This window comes from Staphylococcus sp. 17KM0847, assembly GCF_013463155.1.
Taxonomy (GTDB): Bacteria; Bacillota; Bacilli; order Staphylococcales; family Staphylococcaceae; genus Staphylococcus.
In genome coordinates this window covers 902985-925129 of the sequence record NZ_CP040781.1, presented here as the reverse complement: position 1 = coordinate 925129, position 22145 = coordinate 902985, and the positions used below count along the sequence as shown (strand labels likewise).

The following is a 22145-nucleotide window of genomic DNA, read 5'->3' as shown; positions in this document are numbered from 1 at the left end:
ATTTATCTGCCTCTTTCTACACACAGGTATTATATACGAAATAACATGAAATAAAAAGTATCACTTATTAAAGTAAGATAAAGCCTAGCAAGTTATTCATCATATGATCAAATAACAATATTCGTTCTCTCAAACCATAGAAATGAGCATGCAACATTGTATTGTTACATGCTCATTTCTATAAATCAAACTAATACTTTCTCTTCATTTGTACGTTTGCGTTTGTATACAACAAGTTTATGGTTTTCAGATTTACGCAATTCTCTTTTCTTCAACATTCCCCATAATGGTACGGCGATAAAGATTGATGAATATACACCTGATAATAAACCAATGAGTAAAGCTAATGAGAAATTAAAAATACTTGATGCACCGAATAATAACAGTGCAACCACCACAACCACAACAGTCAATACTGTATTAATCGAACGTGTTAATGTTTGTCGAATTGAACTATTAACAATATAGTCGATTTGTTCTGCCTTTGTAATCACTTTAATATTCGTTAACATCTCACGCACACGGTCAAACGTAACAATTGTATCATTGATTGAATAACCGATAATAGTTAATACTGCTGCGATAAATGTAATATCCACTTCTAAACGCAACAAACTAAAGACAGCAATAATCATAAAAGCATCATGCAATAGCGAAATAATAGAAGAAATACCCATTCGCCATTCAAATCGCAATGTAATATAAATAATCATACCGATGGATGCAATCAATACAGCCATCATAGCGTTTTTCGCTAACTCTTGACCAATAGTTGGCGATACGGTATTTACTGATAATTCGCCTTTATATTCATCGCTCAATGTATCTTTGAGCTTAGCAATTTCTTCTTTAGTCAAATCATGTTTGTATTGCATAGAAACATTTTGATCATGATTACCACCAATAGACATTTGATTAGGTTTAAGGTCAATATCTTCTAATTTTTTCTCAATTTGGACTTGCTTCAAAGGTTGATCTGCTTGGAAGTCCGCACGTGTCCCAGAAGTAAAGTCGATACCTAAGTTTAATTTGAAGATAGAAAGAATCACTACACCTGCAATAATCACTATGCCACTCAATGCAAACAATGGCTTTGCTAACTTCATAAAGTCGATTTTGTCATATGGTGTATGTAAGTCTGGTACATCATAACCTTCGTTAATATCATGAATTTGTTTACGTTTAACACCAAATAACCACATTTTCTTTTTGAAGAAGTTTGAGTGAACAAGCAATGATAATAAAATACGCGTTAAGAAAACGGCTGTTACGAAACTCATTAGGATGGCGAGTAAAAGCATTGTTGCAAAACCTTTAACTGAACTCTCACCAAAGAAAAAGAGTACCGTTGCAGCGAGTACCGTTGTTAAGTTCGCATCTAAAATCGTAATAAATGAACTTTTATTTGCTTTTTTATAGGCTTGTTTCAACGTTCGTCCTATACGAATTTCATCTTTAATACGTTCATACATGATGATATTGGCATCAACAGCCATCCCTACACCGAGTACAAGTGCAGCTAAACCAGGGAGTGTTAATACACCACCAATAAAGTTAAAAGCAACCATGGTTAAATAAATATATGTTGTCAGTGTAATCACTGCTATCGCACCTGGGATATGATAGAACATCAACATAAATAAGAAAATGACACCAATACCTAATACAGATGCAAAAATAGTTTTATCTAAAGCATCTTGACCAAATTGCGCACCGACAGATGTTGAATAAATTTCTTTTAAATCAACAGGGAGTGAACCTGAATTGAGTAAGTCTGCAATTTGTTTTGCTTCTACAATACCTTGTTCACCTTGGAAACCACCAGAGATTTCAACGTTTGATGAATTAATAGGTTGATCGACAGTAGCAGCTGAAATATATTTAGGATCTTCTTTTGTTTTTTCATCTTGATAGCTGTCACCTTTTTTGAAATCCAACCATACAACCATCACATTTTCATCTTTTTTTGAGATTTCTTCTGTGACTTTACCAAACTTTTTACTGTCTTTTAATTTAAACGTAACAGCAGGTGCATTCGTATTTTGTTTGAACTCTTGTTTGGCAGAACCTTGTACTAAGTCTTTACCTGTTAACAACACTTTATCGTCTGCATCACGAATTGTTAAATTGGCTTGTGACGATAAAATTTTACGTGCTTGATTTTGATCTTTAACACCTGCCAACTGTACACGAATACGGTTTTTATCTTCCACTTGAATTTTAGGTTCAGAAACACCGAGTACATTGACACGTCGTTCTAATGTTTTAGCCGTGGACTCTACTGCTGTATTATCTATTTTGTCACCTTTTTGTAGCGGGTCAACTTGATAAAGCACTTCAAAACCACCTTGAAGATCTAGCCCTAAGTTTACATCTTTGACCACACTTTTATACGTTGTTGTCATCACACCAAAAAGCAATGCAACTAATATAAAAAAGGCAACCAACCTACTTATCTTTTTCACATAAACACCTCATTTATTTCTCATACATTTTTAATAATAGGGATGTACGTCTTTCATGACCACTCAAACCAATGAGATAGGCTGGAACAAGTCATTTTGTCCCAGCCCTTCCCTTCTCATTTACATTCATAGATGTTTGCTATTATTATGAAGGGTCAACTTGTTTAATCGCTTGCTTTTCAAACGTCATTTCTGTACCTTTACCATTGACAGTAAGCACTGCTGTCGTTTCATCCACAGCACGCACTGTTCCTTTGATACCGCCAATTGTTGTAACACGTTGACCAGATTGTAATTGTTCCACCATTTCACGATGCTCTTTTGCACGTTTTTGTTGTGGGCGAATCATAAAGAACCACATAACTACAAATAATAATATTAGTGGCAATAAACTAATAAGTGAAGACATAAATCATACTCCTATCTAAAAATTTTTAGGGTTTTCAACATTTAGACCATATTGCTCAAAAAAGTCCTCTTTAAAATCTAAAAGACGATCCTCTCGAATAGCTTGCCTAATGTCCTCCATCAATTTTAACAGAAAATGTAAATTGTGATAAGTAGTAAGGCGTATTCCAAAAGTTTCATCAGCTTTAATTAAATGACGTAAATAGGCACGTGTATAATTTTTACATGTATAACAATCGCAATTTTCATCTAAAGGTCTAAAATCATCTTTAAACTTAGCATTCTTGACAACAAGACGTCCTTGAGAAGTCATACAAGTACCATTACGTGCAATACGTGTCGGTAATACACAATCAAACATATCCATACCTCGAATACTGCACTCAATCAATGCATCTGGTGAACCCACGCCCATTAAATAGCGCGGTTTATCTTTAGGCATAAATTGCTCAGTATGTTCTACCATCTCATACATTACAGGCTTAGGCTCACCCACAGATAAGCCACCAATAGCATACCCCGGAAAATCAAGGTCTACAAGTGCTTCTGCCGATTGTTGACGCAAATCTTTATATTCGCCGCCTTGAATAATGCCAAATAATGCTTGATCTTCTGGACGCTGATGTGCTGCCTTACAACGTGCAGCCCAACGTGTCGTACGTTCCAATGAATCTTTGACATATTTATATTCTGCTGGCATAGGTGGACACTCATCAAATGCCATAATAATATCTGAGCCTAAATCATTTTGAATTTGTATGGAATCTTCAGGTGATAAAAATAATTTAGAACCATTTGTATGATGGCGAAATTCAACACCTTCTTCTGTGATCTTACGCAAGTTGCTTAAACTAAATACTTGGAAACCGCCTGAATCCGTCAAAATCGGACCATCCCAGTTCATAAACTTGTGCAAACCACCTGCTTGTTTGACAATATCATTGCCTGGCTGTAACCATAAGTGGTACGTATTCCCTAATAATATTTTCGTATTCATTTCTTTGAGTTCTTCTGGACTCATTGTTTTAACCGTCGCTTTTGTACCAACTGGCATAAACATCGGCGTTTCGAATGAACCATGTGGTGTGTGAACAATACCAAGACGTGCACCTGATTGTTTACACGTTTTAATATGTTCATAAGTAACTGCTGGCATCCTTTTCTCTCCTTAATACTAAATTATAATCATCGCGTCACCAAAACTAAAAAAACGGTACCCCTCTTGAACAGCATGTCGATAGGCGTTCAAGACATATTGACGTGTACTGAATGCAGAAACGAGCATCACAAGTGTAGACTTAGGCAAGTGAAAATTCGTAATCAAGCCATCTATTGCTTTAAATTCAAAACCCGGATAAATAAAAATATCTGTCCAGCCACTCGTTGCTACAAAAGTATCATAATCACGGCGAATCGTTTCTAGTGTGCGCGTCGTTGTCGTGCCTACTGAAATGATACGATGACCTTCTGCATGTGTTTGGTTTAATAAATCAGCTGTTTCTTGTGACACAGTATAATATTCACTGTGCATTTTATGATCATCTATATTTTCAACACTCACTGGGCGAAATGTCCCCAATCCTACATGTAATGTAACAAAAGCTAGGCGGACACCTTTATTTTGCACTTCTTCTAATAATGTATCCGTAAAATGTAACCCAGCAGTGGGGGCAGCAGCTGAACCTGTTTCTTTCGCATATACAGTTTGATAGCGATCCTTATCATCTAGTCGCTCTTTTATATATGGTGGGAGTGGCATTTCACCTAACTCATCTAACCTTTCTTGCAATATCCCATCATAGGTTAGACGCATCACCCTACCCCCTTGCTCTAACGTTTTAATACATGTTGCTATAATTTTACCATCACCGAAACTCAATGATTGACCTACTTTAATACGCTTCGCCGGTTTTAATAATACTTCCCAGTCATTACCTTCTATTTGTGTGAGCATAAGCATTTCGACTTGTGCATTCGTTTCGACTTTGACACCGAATAGTCGAGCTGGCATCACTTTAGTATCATTTAGGACGAGTGTATCACCCGGACGGAAAAAACGTAATATATCTTTAAAATGTAAGTCTTCTATGTCTCCAGTAGTTTTATTCAAAAATAATAATCGACTTGTATCTCTTGCTTTTAAGGGGGTCTGAGCAATTAAAGACTCCGGTAAATCATAATCAAACGCTTCTATATTCAAGATGTTTACTCCTTACTCTTTAAAATCATGAAAGTGTTCATATGCAAATGGTGTTGCTTTTCGACCACGTGGTGTCCGCTCTAAAAATCCTTTTTGAATCAAAAACGGCTCATATACATCTTCAATCGTCACACGTTCTTCTCCGATAGACACTGCAATCGTATCCAAGCCAACAGGACCTCCATTATACTGTTCAATAATACATGCCATCATCTTATGATCGATATAATCTAATCCTTGATCATCTACTTGTAACAACTGTAACGCATGCTTAGTCGTATCAATATAAATCATATCATCTTGGTTGACTTGTTGAAAATCACGTATTCTTTTCAACAGACGATTAGCGATACGTGGTGTACCTCTACTGCGCTTAGCAATCTCACGTGCACTCTCTTGATCAATAGATGTTCCGAGGACTTCTGCTGTACGCGTGATAATATGCTGTAAATCCTCATCACTGTAATACTCCAATCGTAAATGCACGCCAAAACGATCACGTAGAGGACTGGTTAAGCTACCCGCTCGGGTTGTTGCACCAACTAAAGTAAATGGTGGTAAATCAATTCGAATACTTCTTGCTTCTTCGCCTTTTCCAACAATAATATCTAAGAAAAAATCTTCCATCGCAGGATACAATACTTCTTCAACAACACTGCTCAAGCGATGTATCTCATCGATAAAAAGTACATCTCCGGGTTGTAAGCCTGTCAAAATAGCTGCTAAATCCCCCGGTCTTTCGATAGAAGGTCCCGAAACAGTGCGCATATTAACATCCATTTCATTTGCGATAATATGTGACAATGTCGTCTTACCTAATCCCGGAGGTCCAAATAAGAGTACATGATCTAACGGCTCTTGTCGTAACTTTGCTGCTTGAATAAAGACTTCTAAATTTGATTTAATAGCTGCTTGTCCAATATATTGACGTAAACGTTCAGGTCGCAAAGACAATTCAAAATCTTGATCCGTTACATGCTCATGGCCATCCACCATGCGATCTTGCTCCATACAATCCCTCCTAAGATATCAGTTGTTTTAATCCAAACTTTACCGCCTCATCAACAGTATCAAATGTTTGTTTCTGCATTGCTTTATCCACCTTTTGTAACTCCCGTTTAGAATAACCTAAAGCACTTAGAGCTAACAATGCTTCTTCACATATTTGATGGCTATAAGATGACCCTTCAGCAGTAAGTTGTACTTCTTCTTCATCTGCTGTTATCGTTACTTTCCCTTTAAGATCCAATACAATTTGGCGAGCCGTCTTTTTACCAATGCCCGGGAATTGTGTTAGATAAGCATCATCTTCATTTTCAATTGCTCGCTTAACTTGTACCGGTGTGCTTGCAGCTAAAATAGCCAGTGCTGACTTAGGGCCTATTCCCGTCACTTTAATAAGGTTTAAAAACATTGCTTTTTCTTCTTGATTGATAAAACCATAAAGCAACTGTGCATCTTCACGTACAATTAATGATGTATAGATTACACTCTGCTGCATTAATTGACTTTGAAAACGATATGAATTCGGTGTTTGAATTTCATATCCTATCCCCGAACTTGTTTCTACGACAATATGTGTAGGGTGAAGCTCAGTAATCATTCCACGAATATATGCATACATCGTTATTCTTCTCCTTACATATTCATACCAATAATATCAACATTATAGACATAATCCATTTGCCGCAACTCATTAATAATTTCATACGCATTTAAAGCGGCTTGACTGGCATTTAACGATAAAGTAATAGATGCCTTTTGATCAATAGGTACACTTTGATGAATCGTCAACACTGAGAGTTTAAGTGCTGATAACTTCTCAAGAATATGTGCGAGAATCCCTACTTTATCATTGACAAACAAAATAATAGTAAACGCTTCTAAATCTTTTTTCACATCTTCTAATGGAAATATCGTATCGCGATATTTATAAAAAGCACTACGCGAACAATCATGCTGTATGACGGCTTCTTGAACTGTTAATGAGGGGTCTTCTTTAAGTGCTGCTTTTACATCTAGCACCTTTTCTACAACATGTGGTAGTACATCTTCTCGAATTAAATAAAATTTATGTTTCATAAGATTTGCCCCTTTATTTCAATATTATTCAACAAATTCAAATTCGCCACCCAGTATTCTTACAATATCTCCATTTTCAGCGCCTCTTTCGCGTAATGCATCATCAATTCCCATTGAACGCATTTGTCTTGCAAAACGACGTACAGCCGGATCACTGTTAAAGTCTGTCATTTTAAACATTCTTTCTATTGCGTTACCACTTACAACATAAGCACCGTCATCATCTCTAGAAATTTCAAACTTATCTTGAGATGGTGTATGTTTATAAAGAACGCGATGATTCATATCATGCGTATCTTCTTCCGCATTAAAATCCATATCTTTAACTTCTTCTAATACATTAGCAATTGTATATAATAATTGGTCAATATTTTCTCTCGTAAATGATGAAATTGGAATAACCGGTACATCTGCATCAAGTTGCCCTTTAAAAAGTTCTAATTGCTCTGCTGCATCTGGCATATCCATCTTATTTGCTACAATAATTTGTGGGCGTTCTTCCAAGCGTTGTTGATATGCGCGAAGTTCTTGGTTAATCGTTACATAATCTTCATACGGATCACGACCTTCCATGCCACTCATATCAATCACATGGACAATAACTTTTGTTCGCTCAACATGGCGTAAAAATTGATGTCCTAATCCGACACCCTCCGACGCCCCTTCAATAAGTCCTGGCAAGTCTGCCATAACAAAGCTACGTTGATCTGGCGTAACAACAACACCGAGATTAGGTTGGATTGTTGTAAAATGATACGCACCAATCTTAGGTTTTGCTTTAGAAACCATAGACAATAGTGTAGACTTACCGACGCTTGGAAAACCGACCAAACCTACATCAGCGAGTAACTTCAACTCTAAAATAACTTCTATTTCTTCACCTGGTTCACCATTTTCACTAAAATCTGGTGCTGGATTTTTAGGTGTTGCAAAACGAGAGTTACCTCGCCCCCCTCGTCCACCTTTAGCAATAACGGCTTGCTGCTCATGTTCAACAAGATCAGCCAAAGTCTGCCCTGTCATAGCATCTTTAACGATTGTGCCAGGTGGTACTTTCAACACTAAATCTTGTGCATTTTTACCGTGCATATTACTACTTTGACCATTTTCACCTTTTTTGGCTTTAAAATGACGTTGGTATCTAAAGTCCATCAACGTTCGTAATCCCTCATCTACTTCAAAAACAACAGATGCACCACGACCGCCATCACCTCCAGCTGGTCCTCCAAAAGGAACATATTTTTCACGGCGATATGCCGTAATACCGTTACCGCCATCACCAGCTTTTAAAAATATTTTAACTTGATCGACAAACATGCGTTTCACCTCTTTTTCATTTTATCTATTTTCATATTTCGTTACAATGTCCACATTCAAACAGTATTAAAAATTCATTTTTACTTTAGGCATCTATGACTATTTACAGATATTGACACACACTGATTTAAGACAAACTTGCCTATACCTGTTCCTAATAAATAAACACCAGAAGTTACCTTCTGGTGTTTAATAACAACAAATTATTCAGCAACTGCATATACAGATACTTGTTTTTTGTCGCGACCTTTACGTTCAAATTTAACAACGCCGTCGATTTTAGCGAATAATGTATCATCGCCACCACGACCTACGTTTTCACCTGGGTAAATCTTTGTTCCGCGTTGACGGAATAAGATAGAACCACCTGTAACATATTGACCGTCAGCACGTTTAGCACCAAGGCGTTTTGATTCAGAGTCACGTCCGTTCTTTGTAGAACTTACCCCTTTTTTAGATGCGAAAAATTGTAAGTTTAATTTAAGCATGAGTTACACCTCACTTCAGATTTAATTTAATAAAATCACTATATTCGTCTTCGATTGTCTGCAAAGATATTAACATTGCTTGGAGTATTAACTGTGCTTGTTCATTGCTTGTATCAACACTACGCACGTGAAAATACCCTCCATCGTCATCATAATCAATATCTGGTCTTTCTGATGTTAAGCCCATAATAGCATTGATACTACCAAAAAGTACAGCTGATGCACCTGCACAAACGATATCTTGTCCGTGTTCAGCAAAATCAGCATGACCTTTCATAACAACGTCTGTTACACGACCTTCATCATTTAACGTGATATCAACATCGACCATAATTAAGCGTTAATCTTATCGATAGTTAACTTAGTATAAGGTTGACGATGACCTTTTTTACGTTTAGAGTCTTTACGACGGCGGTATGTGAATACTGTAATCTTCTTACCACGACCTTGTTTATTAACTGTCGCTGTAACTGTTGCACCTTCAACTGTTGGCGCACCTACTTTAACAGCATCTCCACCTACGAAAAGCACTTTATCAAAAGTGAAAGTGTCTCCTTCATTTACGTCTAACTTTTCAACGTAAATCTCTTGACCTTCTTCAACTTTGATTTGTTTTCCACCTGTTTCAATAATAGCAAACATACTTTGCACCTCCTAATTATAAGTCACGCCATATATAGGTGACACTTCGTACTTAAAACCTATATTTGAGCGGTTGTATGTAGCTATAAACTACTCAACTACTGAATCATACCATTCGGCTTATTTGATGTCAATAGTTGTTTTCACCTTTAATCTTGGTTTCATTAAAAAGTAAAGGAACACTAATAGTAATGCATTTAAAAATAGTGTAGGCACCACTCTAAAAATAAAGAATGAAAGGATATGGAACTCTATTAAACCAAATACCGTATAGATTAAAGCAACAAAAAGTTCAAGGAAAATAAGACTGCCTAAAATCATCCAATAAACCATCAGATGGTCTCTGAAGAAAATCTTAATAAACTTATCAGCAAGTAAAATAGATAGTAAATAACCAAACAAATAAACACCATAAATGGGTCCAAAGTATAAATCATGTAAAATACCTAATAAAGTACCTAACATAAGCGCTGTACTCGTACTTCCGTAAACAGCAATGAACATAGGATACAACAACGATAGATGTGGAATAAAGAATAGGCGGGTATGCCCTACTTGAAGTGGCGAAATAAAAGTAAGAAGCGTATCAATATAAAAGCAAAAGAGCGCACCTATAAAATAATATACGGCTTTCATTACTCATCTGCTCCTTCGTCATCTACAACAGTCTTAGCATCTCGTTTTGCAACGTAGACATGCATCATTTGATTCAAATTCGCACCTGTTTTTATAGACACTTGTTTCGAAAGTCCATATTGATCGTTTTCTACTTTTTCAACTTCTCCAACATAAAGACCTTTAGGCAACTGATCCCCTAAGCCACTTGTGACTACTTTATCTCCTTTTTTAACCTTATCGTTATTATCAATATCACTTATAATTAAGCGATTATTTTTCTCATCATAGTGATCAATCAAACCAAAAACTTCATCAGTATCATGTAAAATATTAACTGACAAGCGGTTCAATCGTCCTTTAGTAGAAATAAGATTCACTTGTGACGAAAATTGATTCACCTTGCTTACTTGTCCAACTAAACCTTCCGATGTCATCACAGCCATATTAGGTTTAATACCTGACTTAGCACCTTTATCAATGACAAGCGTATTAATCCATTGATCTGGCTGACGTGCAATTACCGCTGCTGAGACAGGATCATATTCAGATATATCTTTCATATCTAGTTCTTTTTTCAGCTTTTTGTTTTCAGCTTGTAAACGTTGATTATCCGCCTCTAATTGCTTGTCACGGTTTGTTGCAGGTTGTTCTTGATAAAAAAAGTGCGTTATCGCACCTGAAACCAGCTGCATTGGATAAGAAAAAACACGCTGTCCTAAAGACGCCGTATCGCTTACATATTGTTCTGGAACTGATTGCACATTGGATCGAATAGATAATCCGATAAGCCCAATAAATAAGATCACTGCACAAAACAACACGACTAGTTTGTTGTTTCTAAAAAAATGGGACAACCTCAACACCTCAAGTTACATATATTTGTTTATATCTTTTTATTTTATATCAGTCCTATCATTAAATAAAGTGATATTTGTATAAATTCATATTAACACCTGTATTCAATTCATTCGTTATCTATGTCATTTTTTGACATATAAGACGTAATGGGCAACATATCTAGTTGATGTCCCATTTGATATAAATCAGATTGTAAATCATGCTCTGTCGTATAAACACGCATTGTATGATCTCCAAATCGATATAAAATAAACTGAAAATCTCGTTCAGCAATAAGGTATGTATCATCATAACCTAATCTTTGCAGTTCATTCACTTGCATAAATTCAACTTTATCAATCCAATTAAATATATGGCGGCTTTGACTTCTAGGCACATTACGAAATAAATCATTATCCTTCAACACGTAATTACGTCCATCAATAGGTACCTCAAGTCCCGATTCATCGACACTTTGTATAACGGGTTTATCATTCAATGGATTCCATGGCTGGTCCTTAATACCGGGCAGATACTTTAAAGAAACAACTATAAGGGTACTTAGTAAAAATAATACAATAAAAGCTTTAATGATACGTTTAATTGTTTTCACGCCACTCCCCCTATAACTCTATTTTGTGAGTGTGAAATAAAGATTTTAATCATCCAAAACATAAATATCAAGCTATCATTTCAACACCATTAGCCTATCTATTATAACGAATAAACAATCAATATTCATCCTACTCAAGTACGATAAATTTTTAAACTCAAGTAGGATGCTCTGTCTATCATATTGATATACAATACATATTAAGGAGTGATATATGTGAGTTGGATAACATTATTTTTAATCATACTACTCATTATTTTAATTATTAGATTTAGTTTTACCCTACTTAGGCTTATCTTTAAAGTAGCTCTTTTTCTACTCATTATCTATTTAGGCTACCAGCTCTTTTTATGGTTTATTCAGTTTTTCTCACTATAGCTATTTGTATTCATCACTATTCATAAAATAGAAATCTTAATCTCTCAAAGAGCATTTCTCATCCCCCGGCAAAAGAAGACTCGGATTGAAAAATACGATCCATACATTTTCAATCCAGTCAACCATTGCCCACCTCTTCCTCTAAACTCTATAATATTTAACAAACCTTTAATCGTATTCAATCTTCTATTTCATAGTCACTCATAATAGAAACAAAACGACCATCCCCTATCACAATATGATCCAAAACATCTATACCCATCGCTTCGCCACAAACGACTAAACGTTTTGTTGTTTGTATATCAGCGGGCGAAGGTGTTGGGTCGCCTGAAGGATGATTATGAACAACAATAATTGCATGTGCTGACCATTTCACTGCCACACTAAAAACCTCTCTAGGATGAATGACCGCACTATTCAAAGTCCCTATAAACAATGTTTTCTTATGAATAATTTGATGTTTCGTATTCAAAACAAGCACAATAAAATGCTCCTGATTATAACTTTTCATCACTGCATCAAACAATGCCGCAACTTGATCCGGAGATTGGATCGCTTCTGACTGCTCATGGTGACGCTCAGTAAACATCCTCCTACTCAACTCAAATGCTGCCATAAGCGTAACTGCTTTGTTTTGTCCAATGCCTTTTACAGAAGTTAACTCTACTAATGTTAAATTTTTTAAAGCGATTAAAGTCTTATACTGACTTAATAAGTGGGACGCAATATCTAGACTGGAACAACCGATACGTCCTGTATTGATTAAAATTGCGAGTAATTCTGTATTAGATAAGGACTGTGCACCATATGTCAACAAACGTTCTTTAGGTTTTTCTTGATGTGACAAATCATGAATACGGCTCATATTATATCGTTCCTCCTATAAAAAATACGAATTGTGGGTACATTATTGCAGTACAAATAAAACTTATGCATATTGCTGGAACAAGTGGGACATAAGGAAGATGTAATAAACCCAAGCATCGCAATCCTAGCATTACTAATACACCTAATGGAAACATCAACCATATTATGAATGCAATAAACAATGGTGGAAATAATATAATTAAGACGCACAGTAGTTTAAAGTCACCCATTCCGATATAGCTATTGAATAAGTAGCTACATACAATCATGATAAATAGTAAACTATATTGTATGAATGATATAGAGGTGGGCCATAATAATAATGCATTGGAAAATAACAATAAAATCAGAAAGCGGTGCGGAATAACAAGGCGTTCTATATCTACAAAAGATAAGGTTAATAAAATAAAAGCAGTGATATAAAAAATATTCAGGTGGAGATATAGTGGAAAATAAAATGGGATAAGTGTGAGTGTGCCGCCCATAATTTCAGCGATGAGTAATTTTAATGGAATGTGCTGATTACAATAACGACAACGCCCTTTGAGAAAAATAAAACTCACAATGGGTATGAGATCCAGCCATATTAAACGTCGCTGACAACATTGACATATGGATCGCTTAAAAAACAAATCAAAAGAAATCATACGTACTTCTGCAACAAACATAAGAAAACTCATTACACAACTCCCCATCATAAAAGCAGCGATACTCAATATAAATCCCTCTCTTTGCTCAGTCATTCTTTTATAAGTGGAATTGCATTATAAGCTGACGGATTTCAAGAGGTCAAATGCTTAAACATAAAGAATCTCCGTAAATATCATTACATTTTTTGATATTCACGGAGATTCTTTAATATTATAAGTAACCTAACTTTGTTTTCACTTCACTAATAAAATATAAGCTACCTGTTATGAGTAATGCCTCACCTTTATAATTTTTAATAAACGATACATAATCATCTACAACTGACTTGTTATCACTATTAATTTCATCTAAAAGTTGACGCGCTGGTAAAGCTTTTGGAAAGTTGAAATCTGTCACATAAATATGATTGGCTAATGGATTGAATGCTTGTAGCATATGCTGAATAGGCTTTCCTGTAATTGCCGCAAACAACACATCTACCTTTTCTAGTCGATAATATTTTTCTATCGTATCGACTAACGCGTCTACACTCTCTTTATTATGTGCCCCATCAATAATAATCAATGGCTCTGTCGATACACGTTCAATTCTGCCTGTCCAGCGTACATGTTCGATGGCATCAATCATTTTGTTAAAGTCAATACGAATCAAACCTTGCTCCTTCAATTCGAGCAATGCTGTAATAGCTAAAGATGCATTTTCTTTTTGGTGCTCTCCTAGCATATTTAAAGCGATATTTTCAAGTTCATATTCTTTATAGCGATAAGTAAATTCATCATCTTCTGAGACAATTAAAATGTCACGATCAAACTCTAACGCTTTAGCGTGCAGCATTTCTGCAGTATCTCGCATATATTTTAACGCTTCCTCATTTTTAACTGCATAAACAACAGGAACGCCCTCTTTAATAATTGCACTTTTGTCCTTTGCGATGTCTAAATAAGTTTGCCCTAGAATATCTGTGTGATCTAAACCGATACTCGTCAAAATACTAAGTATCGGTGTGATCACATTGGTTGAGTCGTTTTTCACACCTAATCCCGCTTCAACAATCACAAAATCAACGGGATGTATTTCACCAAAATAAAGGTACATCATGGCAGTGATAATTTCAAACTCTGTAGCAACACCCAGCTCTGTTTCTTGTTCCATCGCTTCACTTACTGGTTTAACACGGGCAACCAATTCTACAATATCGTCATTCGAAATAGGCATACCATTCAAACTGATACGCTCGTTGAATGTTTCAATATAGGGTGATGTGAATGTACCGACTTGATAATCATTCATTACTAATGCATCTCGCAAATATGCAACGGTAGAACCTTTTCCATTCGTGCCACCAACATGAATGGCTTGAATATGTTGCTCAGGGTGTCCCAGTTGTTCTAACATCCATTCCATTCGTTTAACACCGGGCTTAATACCAAATTTCGTACGTTCATGGATCCAATATAAACTATCAAGATAATTCATTGTTCAAACCCCTAAGCCTTTAATTGTTCAATTCTGGCTTTTACACCATCATATTTTTCTTGGTATTTCACCTGTTTTTCTCTCTCTTCTTGAATGACATTTTCAGGTGCTTTATTTACAAAGTTTTCATTTGCTAACTTTTTATGCACGCGATCAAGTTCTTTTTGCCATTTTTCTAAGTCTTTTTCCAAACGTGCAATCTCTTTATCCATATCAATTAAGCCTTCAAGTGGTAAAATCACTTCACCTGCTCCAACAACAGATGTCATCGCTTTTTCCGGCACTTCAACTTCTGTGGCAATCATCAAAGTACTTGGATTACAAAAACGTTCTAAATAGTTTTTATTTGTTTCTAATAATGCTTGTACATCTGCGTTTTTAGCTTGAATGATAATTGGAATTTCTTTAGATAACGGTGTATTGACTTCTAAACGAGATTGACGTACAGATTTAATGATTTCAACGAGTTGTTCCATTACGTCTTTACTCTCTGGGAACATTAAGTCTTGATTGACTGTTGGCCAAGCACTTGTCACAATCGATTCACCTTGGTGTGGAACATTCTGCCAAATATGTTCTGTTACAAATGGCATAAATGGATGTAACAATCTCATCGTACGATCCAATGTATAACTCAACACTGAGCGTGTCACATTTTTTTGTTGCTCGTCATCACCATTCATCGGGATTTTACTCATTTCAATATACCAGTCACAGAATTCATCCCAAATGAAGTTGTAAAGGACACGTCCGACTTCACCGAACTCATATTTCTCACTGAGCTGTGTGACCGTATCAATCGTTTCATTTAAACGTGTTAATATCCATTGATCAGCAACTGATAAGCCTTGTGTCAAATCAATATCTTCAAATCGAAAATCTTCTCCAATATTCATCAAACTGAATCGAGCAGCATTCCATATTTTATTAATAAAGTTCCAAACAGATTCCACTTTTTCAGTAGAATAACGTAAATCATGACCCGGCGATGAACCTGTTGCTAAGAAATATCTTAAACTATCTGCACCATACTGATCGATCACATCCATTGGATCAACACCATTACCGAGTGACTTACTCATTTTACGTCCATCTTCAGCACGTACAAGACCATGTAACAATACATCATTAAACGGTCTTTGTCCTGTAAATTCTAAACCTTGAAAGATCATGCGTGCAACCCAGAAGAAAATAATATCATAGCCCGTTACTAACACATTTGTTGGATAATAACGTTTGAAATCTGCAGCTTCCTCATCTGGCCAATTTAAAGTTGAAAATGGCCATAACGCACTTGAAAACCATGTATCCAATACGTCTTCGTCTTGTGTCCAATTTTCTATGTCTTCAGGTTCTTCCATACCTACGTATAGTTCTCCGGTTTCATTATGATACCATGCAGGAATTTGATGTCCCCACCACAACTGACGCGAAATCGTCCAGTCACGAATTTCTTCCATCCAACGATTAAATGTTTTTTCAAATCGTGCTGGAACAAACTCAATACGTCCTTCTGTTTTTTGATTGTCTAATGATTGTTGCGCAAGTGGCTTCATTTTGACAAACCATTGTGTCGATAAATAAGGTTCTACCACTGCACCACTACGTTCAGAATGGCCAACAGAATGAACGTGATCTTCAATTTTGATGACTAATCCTTCTGCCTCAAGATCTTGAACAAGTTGTTGGCGGCACTCAAAGCGATCCATTCCTGCATATTTGCCTGCTTTATCGTTCATCTTACCTGACTCATCCATTACAACAATACGCTCTAAGTCATGGCGATTTCCAATTTCAAAATCATTAGGGTCGTGTGCTGGCGTCACTTTCATCGCACCACTACCAAATGCCTGATCAACATAGTCATCCGCTAATATCGGTAACGTACGTCCAACGATAGGCAAGATGACTTCTTTACCAATAACATCTTGATAACGTTCATCGTCAGGGTTAACGACTATTGCTGTATCGCCGAGCATTGTTTCAGGTCGTGTCGTCGCAATCTCAATATAGCCTTCACCATCCGCATAGGGATATTTAAAGTGATAAAACTTACCGTTCACATCTTCGTGAATCACTTCAATATCAGAAAGTGCCGTTCTTGCTTCTGGATCCCAGTTAATGATGCGCTCACCACGATAGATTAATCCCTTATTATACATATCTACAAAAACTTTACGTACTGCTTTACTTAAACCTTCATCTAAAGTAAAGCGCTCACGTGAATAGTCTAATCCTAAACCAAGCTTTGCCCATTGTTGACGAATGAATGCTGCATATTCATCTTTCCATTCCCATGCTTTCTCTAAAAACTTTTCCCGACCTATATCGTGACGTGAAATCCCTTCTTCACGCATTTTCGCTTCTACTTTGGCTTGTGTCGCAATACCCGCATGATCCATACCTGGTAAGTATAGTGTGTCATAACCTTGCATACGTTTCATACGTGTAATAATATCTTGTAACGTTGTATCCCATGCATGACCTAAATGTAACTTTCCTGTAACATTGGGTGGTGGAATAACAATTGTATATGTTGGTTTCTCTACATCTCCAGTTGGTTTAAAACGTTCATCATCTAACCACTTTTGATAGCGACCTGCTTCTACCTCTTGTGGATTGTACTTTGTTTGCATATCCATATCAAAAATCCCTCCATAAAAATAAAAAGAACACCTGCCCTAAATAGGACGGATGTTCCGTGGTACCACCTATATTCAATAGATTGTATTTACTATTGCACTCATATGATTAACGCTCATGACACGCTTTGACCTAAAAATTCAATCAAAGACCGAGTGGGCTACCTTCAGTTAATTTTTATATACATTCTCACCGACCATGTACTCTCTATAATAAAACATTAACTTACTCTTCCCAAATTTAATATTCAGTTTAATCTTATAGTATAATGAAATGGATTCGAAGTCAATATCAGGAGATGATTGAATGAATACTTGTGCTTTTGGAACAACAGACCCTCTCTATATTGAGTATCATAATCATTTTTGGGGCAAGCCATTATATGATTCACAAAAATTATTTGAATTACTCGCACTAGAATCACAGCATGCGGGCCTATCATGGCTAACGATACTCAAGAAAAAAGAGGCCTATCGTGAAGCTTTTTATCAATTCAATCCATATCAGATTGCAAATATGACAGAAGATGATATTGAATCTCTTATGTCATTTCCAAACATTATCCATCATCGTCAAAAGTTACGCGCGATCGTATCACAAGCACGTGGCTATCTTCAAATTGAACAAGAATATGAAAGTTTTAGTCACTTTCTTTGGTCGTTTGTAGGTGGCACGCCCATTGATCTTCAGTATAAAACTGCTGAAGAACGCATCACTGTTAACGATACAGCTAAAGCACTCTCCAAAGCTTTGAAAAGTTATGGCTTTAAATTTATCGGGCCTGTAACTGTTTTTTCATTCATGGAAGCTGCTGGTATGTATAATGCACATCTGATTGACTGCCCATATCGGATATAGCTTTATCATTTATACTTATGTACACGATAATTCAAATAAACATGAATCAATGGTGCAATAAGCATCAAAATAAAAAAGATACGAAAAATATGAAATGAAGAGACAATCGCAACGTCTGCACCTGTATCTAAAGCAACGAGTACGATTTGTGCCATACCTCCCGGCGCAGCCCCTAAGAACAATGTATTCAGAGGGATATGGTTCACATATTGTAGCCCCAATGCAATGAACAATGTTCCGGTAATCAGTAAAATATTTTGAAAAGCAATCGCAATGGCAATTCGCCCTTTCAAACGATGGGTTAAATGTGCAATTTGAACACCGATCCGTATCATATAAATGACTTGAGCTGCTGCGATAATCGGCGCATCTACTGTAAAAGATAAACCCGTCATAAGATTCCAGCAAATCAATACAAATATAGGTGCAAGTAACATCTTCGTTGGAAAATGAATTTTAGCCATAATTCCATATATCAATGCGATAGCCACCGCTAAAATCAATGCGTGTTTCAATGTTAACACATCACTAAATGGTGGCGTTTGTGTCATATTCATAGCTGTCTTTGTATCTGTTTTAAAAAAGTATGCAATGAGCGGAACAAGAATAACGACAAAAATAATACGTGAAGTCTGTGTTAAACTGACCACCAATATGTCTGCACGCTTATTTTCTTCAGCCATAACTAACATTTGACTCAGCGCACCCGGAATGACGCTTAATAAAGCTGTCTCATCGTTGACACCCGCAATATGACGAAACCCTATGGATACAATAAGTGCCAAAATTAACGTCAGTATACTCACGACCACAATAGAAAGCCAATGATGATGGATGTCTTGAATAACTTGTCTTGTAAAACTACTGCCAATCTGAACCCCCAATAAAATCAACCCGAGTTCACTTAGCCACGAAGGCCAACGCACATCTCGTTTAAACACTTTCACCGCAATCATACTGCCGATAATCGGACCAAACATCCATGGCAACATCATATGGCATTTTAATAAAATATAACTGCACAACACAGAGAGTAACAGGACGATCATATTATTTTTCAAAGTTTGCCGTGTCATAACCCATCCCCCTTGTTTACAATGACATACTCGCACCGATAATACGTCCTATCTTAATCATATACACTATTAATTTTATGATACCAAACATATATGGGATTACAATATAAAGGTGATGCTCATTAACAGGCGTCATTTTGACACATGTATACAGCACCACCTTGCACTATTTATAAGTGTGAATTAATGACCCCAAAATAAAAATACTTTTGTAGTCACTATCTTATATTTAATTGGAAGTATCTTGAGTGATATGACGCAATGCAACATCAAAAGCATCTATCGTACGTTGAATATCTTCTTTTGTATGTGATGTTGATAAAAACATCCCTTCAAATTGTGACGGTGGCAAAAAGACGCCCTGTTCGATCAATTCACGATACATTTGACCAAATAATTTTAAGTCTGAACGGTTCGCTTCTTCAAAGTTTGTCACAGGTCCTTCGTTAATAAAGAAACCTATCATTGATCCCGCACGATTGACTGTCAATGGTACATTATATCGAGCAAATACCGTTTTAAGTCCATCTTCTAATAAATCTCCAAGTTGATTAAAGTATTCATAGCTTTCCGGTGTCAACTGACTCAACGTCCAATAACCACTTGTCATCGCTAGTGGATTACCAGATAGTGTTCCAGCTTGATAGACATTACCACTTGGGGCAATATAGTCCATAATTTCTTTTTTACCACCAAATGCGCCGACAGGTAAACCACCACCGATCACTTTGCCTAGACATGTCAAATCTGGCATAACATCAAAATAACCCTGTGCACAGTGATAGCCTACTCTAAAACCTGTCATTACTTCATCAAATATTAACAGCGCACCATATTCATGCGTAATTTCTCGAAGTCCTTTTAAAAAGTCATTAATCGGTGGAACAACGCCCATATTTCCTGAAACAGGCTCAACAATAATTGCTGCAATGTCATCTCCAAACTGTTCAAAAGCATATCGTACAGCTTCCAAATTATTGTAAGGGACGGTAATCGTATTTTTAGCAATCCCTTCTGGAACCCCCGGAGAATCAGGTAAACCTAGCGTTGCAACACCAGAACCTGCCTTGATCAATAAGGAGTCACTATGACCGTGATAGTTACCTTCAAACTTGATGATTTTATTTTTACCTGTGTAACCACGTGCCAATCTTAAAGTATCCAATGTCGCCTCTGTACCAGACGATACCATTCTTACTTTTTCAATCGAAGGGACACGTTCAATCACTAACTCCGCTAAACGATTCTCTTCTAATGTTGATGCACCAAAACTTGTACCTCTATCTAACACACGATGCAATTCATCAATCACTTTAGTATTGCGATGACCTAAAATTAAAGGACCCCAACTTAAAACATAATCGATATATTCATTGCCATCAATATCATAAATACGACTGCCGTTCCCACGTTCCATAAAAATGGCTGGTGTATCTACTGCCTTAAACGCACGGACAGGGCTGTTTACCCCCCCGGGCATTAACTGTTCTGCCTTTTCAAAAGCTTTAATCGATTCATTATAACGCAAAATAAACGCCTCCTTGACACAAGATTAATTTAAATAACGACAAATATCTTTTGCAAAATAAGTAATAATCATATCTGCTCCTGCACGTTTCATTGAAATCATTTGTTCCATTACAATACGCTCTTCATCTATCCATCCATTTTGTGCGGCAGCTTTCGTCATGCTATATTCCCCACTTACATTATAAGCAACGATAGGAACATCACTATGATTGCGAACATCACGAATAATATCAAGATAGCTGAGTGCAGGCTTAACAATCATCATATCTGCACCTTCTGCCAAATCACTTTTCAACTCACGAAGTGCCTCTAAACGGTTGGCAGGATCCATTTGATATGTTTTGCGATCACCAAATGATGGTGCTGATTCTGCGGCATCACGGAATGGACCATAAAAACTTGATGCATACTTAATACCATAACTCATAATAGGAATATTATAGTAGCCTGCTTCATCTAAGCCTTTACGAATTTCTGCCACAAAACCATCCATCATATTACTTGGTGCAATAATATCAGCGCCTGCTTTAGCTTGAGAAACTGCTGTTTGAACTAACAGTGGCAATGTTTTATCGTTATCGACATCGTGTGTATGGTCATCAATCACACCACAATGACCATGATCTGTATATTCACATAAACATGTATCTGCCAAAATCAATAAATCTTGATACATTGATTTTGCGATTTGTGTCGCACGTTGAATCACACCATCTTCTACAAACGCACCTGTACCACACGCATCTTTTGTATTAGGAATACCAAAAAACATCATTGCACGAATCCCTAAATCATATGCTTCTTTTATTTCTTCATGCAATAAATTCAGACTGATTTGATATATTCCGGGTAATGACTTAATCTCTTCTTTGACATCATCACGCTCTACTACAAAAATGGGATAAATTAAATCTTCTTTATGCAAATGTGTTTCTCTCACCATACTTCTCATTGTATTGGATGAGCGCAAGCGTCTATGTCTATCAAAATTCATGT

General features: G+C 36.4%; 22 protein-coding genes and 2 other annotated features. Of the genes, 1 reads left to right on the top strand and 21 read right to left on the bottom strand.

The features are described 5' to 3' along the window. Positions 1-185: 185 nt before the first annotated feature. From secDF to FGL66_RS04280, 18 genes are all read right to left on the bottom strand, one after another. Entirely contained in the window at positions 186-2465 is a 2280-nt protein-coding gene (secDF, locus tag FGL66_RS04365) for a protein translocase subunit SecDF (protein WP_180810370.1), read from the bottom strand. Between the two features lie 145 nt (positions 2466-2610). Then, on the bottom strand, positions 2611-2874 hold the full coding sequence (gene yajC, locus FGL66_RS04360) for a preprotein translocase subunit YajC (RefSeq protein WP_180810369.1): 264 nt from the start codon (positions 2872-2874) through the stop codon (positions 2611-2613). Positions 2875-2889: 15 nt separating this feature from the next. After that, on the bottom strand, positions 2890-4029 hold the full coding sequence (gene tgt / locus FGL66_RS04355; RefSeq protein WP_180810368.1) for a tRNA guanosine(34) transglycosylase Tgt: 1140 nt from the start codon (positions 4027-4029) through the stop codon (positions 2890-2892). Positions 4030-4047: 18 nt separating this feature from the next. After that, positions 4048-5073, bottom strand: a complete 1026-nt coding sequence (gene queA, locus FGL66_RS04350) for a tRNA preQ1(34) S-adenosylmethionine ribosyltransferase-isomerase QueA (protein WP_180810367.1) — start codon at positions 5071-5073, stop codon at positions 4048-4050. A 12-nt stretch (positions 5074-5085) separates the two neighbouring features. Continuing rightward, positions 5086-6084 carry a Holliday junction branch migration DNA helicase RuvB gene (ruvB, locus tag FGL66_RS04345; protein WP_374757671.1) on the bottom strand — a complete coding sequence of 333 codons (999 nt, stop codon included), beginning with the start codon at positions 6082-6084 and terminating at the stop codon, positions 5086-5088. Between the two features lie 10 nt (positions 6085-6094). Next, a complete protein-coding gene (gene ruvA / locus FGL66_RS04340; RefSeq protein WP_180810366.1) occupies positions 6095-6697 on the bottom strand; it encodes a Holliday junction branch migration protein RuvA in 603 nt (200 codons plus the stop codon). Between the two features lie 14 nt (positions 6698-6711). Beyond that, entirely contained in the window at positions 6712-7155 is a 444-nt protein-coding gene (locus FGL66_RS04335) for an ACT domain-containing protein (protein WP_180810365.1), read from the bottom strand. 24 nt (positions 7156-7179) lie between these two features. After that, positions 7180-8472: a GTPase ObgE gene (gene obgE, locus FGL66_RS04330; protein ID WP_180810364.1), complete on the bottom strand. Its 1293-nt coding sequence runs from the start codon at positions 8470-8472 to the stop codon at positions 7180-7182. 203 nt (positions 8473-8675) lie between these two features. Continuing rightward, positions 8676-8960 (bottom strand): 50S ribosomal protein L27, encoded by a 285-nt coding sequence (rpmA, locus tag FGL66_RS04325; RefSeq protein ID WP_037574233.1) that lies wholly within the window; start codon positions 8958-8960, stop codon positions 8676-8678. Between the two features lie 10 nt (positions 8961-8970). After that, on the bottom strand, positions 8971-9291 hold the full coding sequence (locus FGL66_RS04320; RefSeq protein WP_180810363.1) for a ribosomal-processing cysteine protease Prp: 321 nt from the start codon (positions 9289-9291) through the stop codon (positions 8971-8973). 2 nt (positions 9292-9293) lie between these two features. Further along, positions 9294-9602 carry a 50S ribosomal protein L21 gene (gene rplU, locus FGL66_RS04315; protein WP_180810362.1) on the bottom strand — a complete coding sequence of 103 codons (309 nt, stop codon included), beginning with the start codon at positions 9600-9602 and terminating at the stop codon, positions 9294-9296. Between the two features lie 11 nt (positions 9603-9613). Then, positions 9614-9687 (bottom strand) — a sequence feature (ribosomal protein L21 leader region). A 35-nt stretch (positions 9688-9722) separates the two neighbouring features. Further along, positions 9723-10238 (bottom strand): rod shape-determining protein MreD, encoded by a 516-nt coding sequence (gene mreD / locus FGL66_RS04310; protein WP_180810361.1) that lies wholly within the window; start codon positions 10236-10238, stop codon positions 9723-9725. Continuing rightward, positions 10238-11074: a rod shape-determining protein MreC gene (mreC, locus tag FGL66_RS04305; protein ID WP_180810360.1), complete on the bottom strand. Its 837-nt coding sequence runs from the start codon at positions 11072-11074 to the stop codon at positions 10238-10240. The genes mreD and mreC overlap by 1 nt, the downstream gene beginning before the upstream one ends. Before the next feature lie 110 nt (positions 11075-11184). Next, on the bottom strand, positions 11185-11670 hold the full coding sequence (locus FGL66_RS04300; RefSeq protein WP_180810359.1) for a DUF4930 family protein: 486 nt from the start codon (positions 11668-11670) through the stop codon (positions 11185-11187). Between the two features lie 556 nt (positions 11671-12226). After that, entirely contained in the window at positions 12227-12913 is a 687-nt protein-coding gene (gene radC / locus FGL66_RS04295; RefSeq protein WP_180810358.1) for a RadC family protein, read from the bottom strand. A gap of 1 nt (position 12914) precedes the next feature. Then, a complete protein-coding gene (locus FGL66_RS09945) occupies positions 12915-13610 on the bottom strand; it encodes a prepilin peptidase (RefSeq protein ID WP_374757681.1) in 696 nt (231 codons plus the stop codon). Positions 13611-13776: 166 nt separating this feature from the next. Further along, positions 13777-15042, bottom strand: coding sequence for a bifunctional folylpolyglutamate synthase/dihydrofolate synthase (locus FGL66_RS04285; RefSeq protein ID WP_180810356.1), 1266 nt, complete (start codon positions 15040-15042; stop codon positions 13777-13779). 11 nt (positions 15043-15053) lie between these two features. Beyond that, positions 15054-17684 (bottom strand): valine--tRNA ligase, encoded by a 2631-nt coding sequence (locus tag FGL66_RS04280; RefSeq protein WP_180810355.1) that lies wholly within the window; start codon positions 17682-17684, stop codon positions 15054-15056. 41 nt (positions 17685-17725) lie between these two features. Continuing rightward, positions 17726-17930, bottom strand: a binding site (T-box leader). Positions 17931-17991: 61 nt separating this feature from the next. On the opposite strand from FGL66_RS04280, the gene FGL66_RS04275 reads away from it, so the two are divergent. After that, entirely contained in the window at positions 17992-18543 is a 552-nt protein-coding gene (locus FGL66_RS04275) for a DNA-3-methyladenine glycosylase I (protein WP_180810354.1), read from the top strand. Positions 18544-18548: 5 nt separating this feature from the next. On the opposite strand, the gene FGL66_RS04270 is transcribed toward FGL66_RS04275, so the two are convergent. The 3 genes from FGL66_RS04270 to hemB form a co-directional block, all read right to left on the bottom strand. Continuing rightward, positions 18549-19619, bottom strand: a complete 1071-nt coding sequence (locus FGL66_RS04270; RefSeq protein WP_180810353.1) for an AbrB family transcriptional regulator — start codon at positions 19617-19619, stop codon at positions 18549-18551. Positions 19620-19848: 229 nt separating this feature from the next. Then, positions 19849-21147, bottom strand: a complete 1299-nt coding sequence (gene hemL, locus FGL66_RS04265) for a glutamate-1-semialdehyde 2,1-aminomutase (RefSeq protein ID WP_180810352.1) — start codon at positions 21145-21147, stop codon at positions 19849-19851. A gap of 24 nt (positions 21148-21171) precedes the next feature. Continuing rightward, positions 21172-22143, bottom strand: a complete 972-nt coding sequence (hemB, locus tag FGL66_RS04260; RefSeq protein ID WP_180810351.1) for a porphobilinogen synthase — start codon at positions 22141-22143, stop codon at positions 21172-21174. Between the last annotated feature and the right edge of the window lie 2 nt (positions 22144-22145).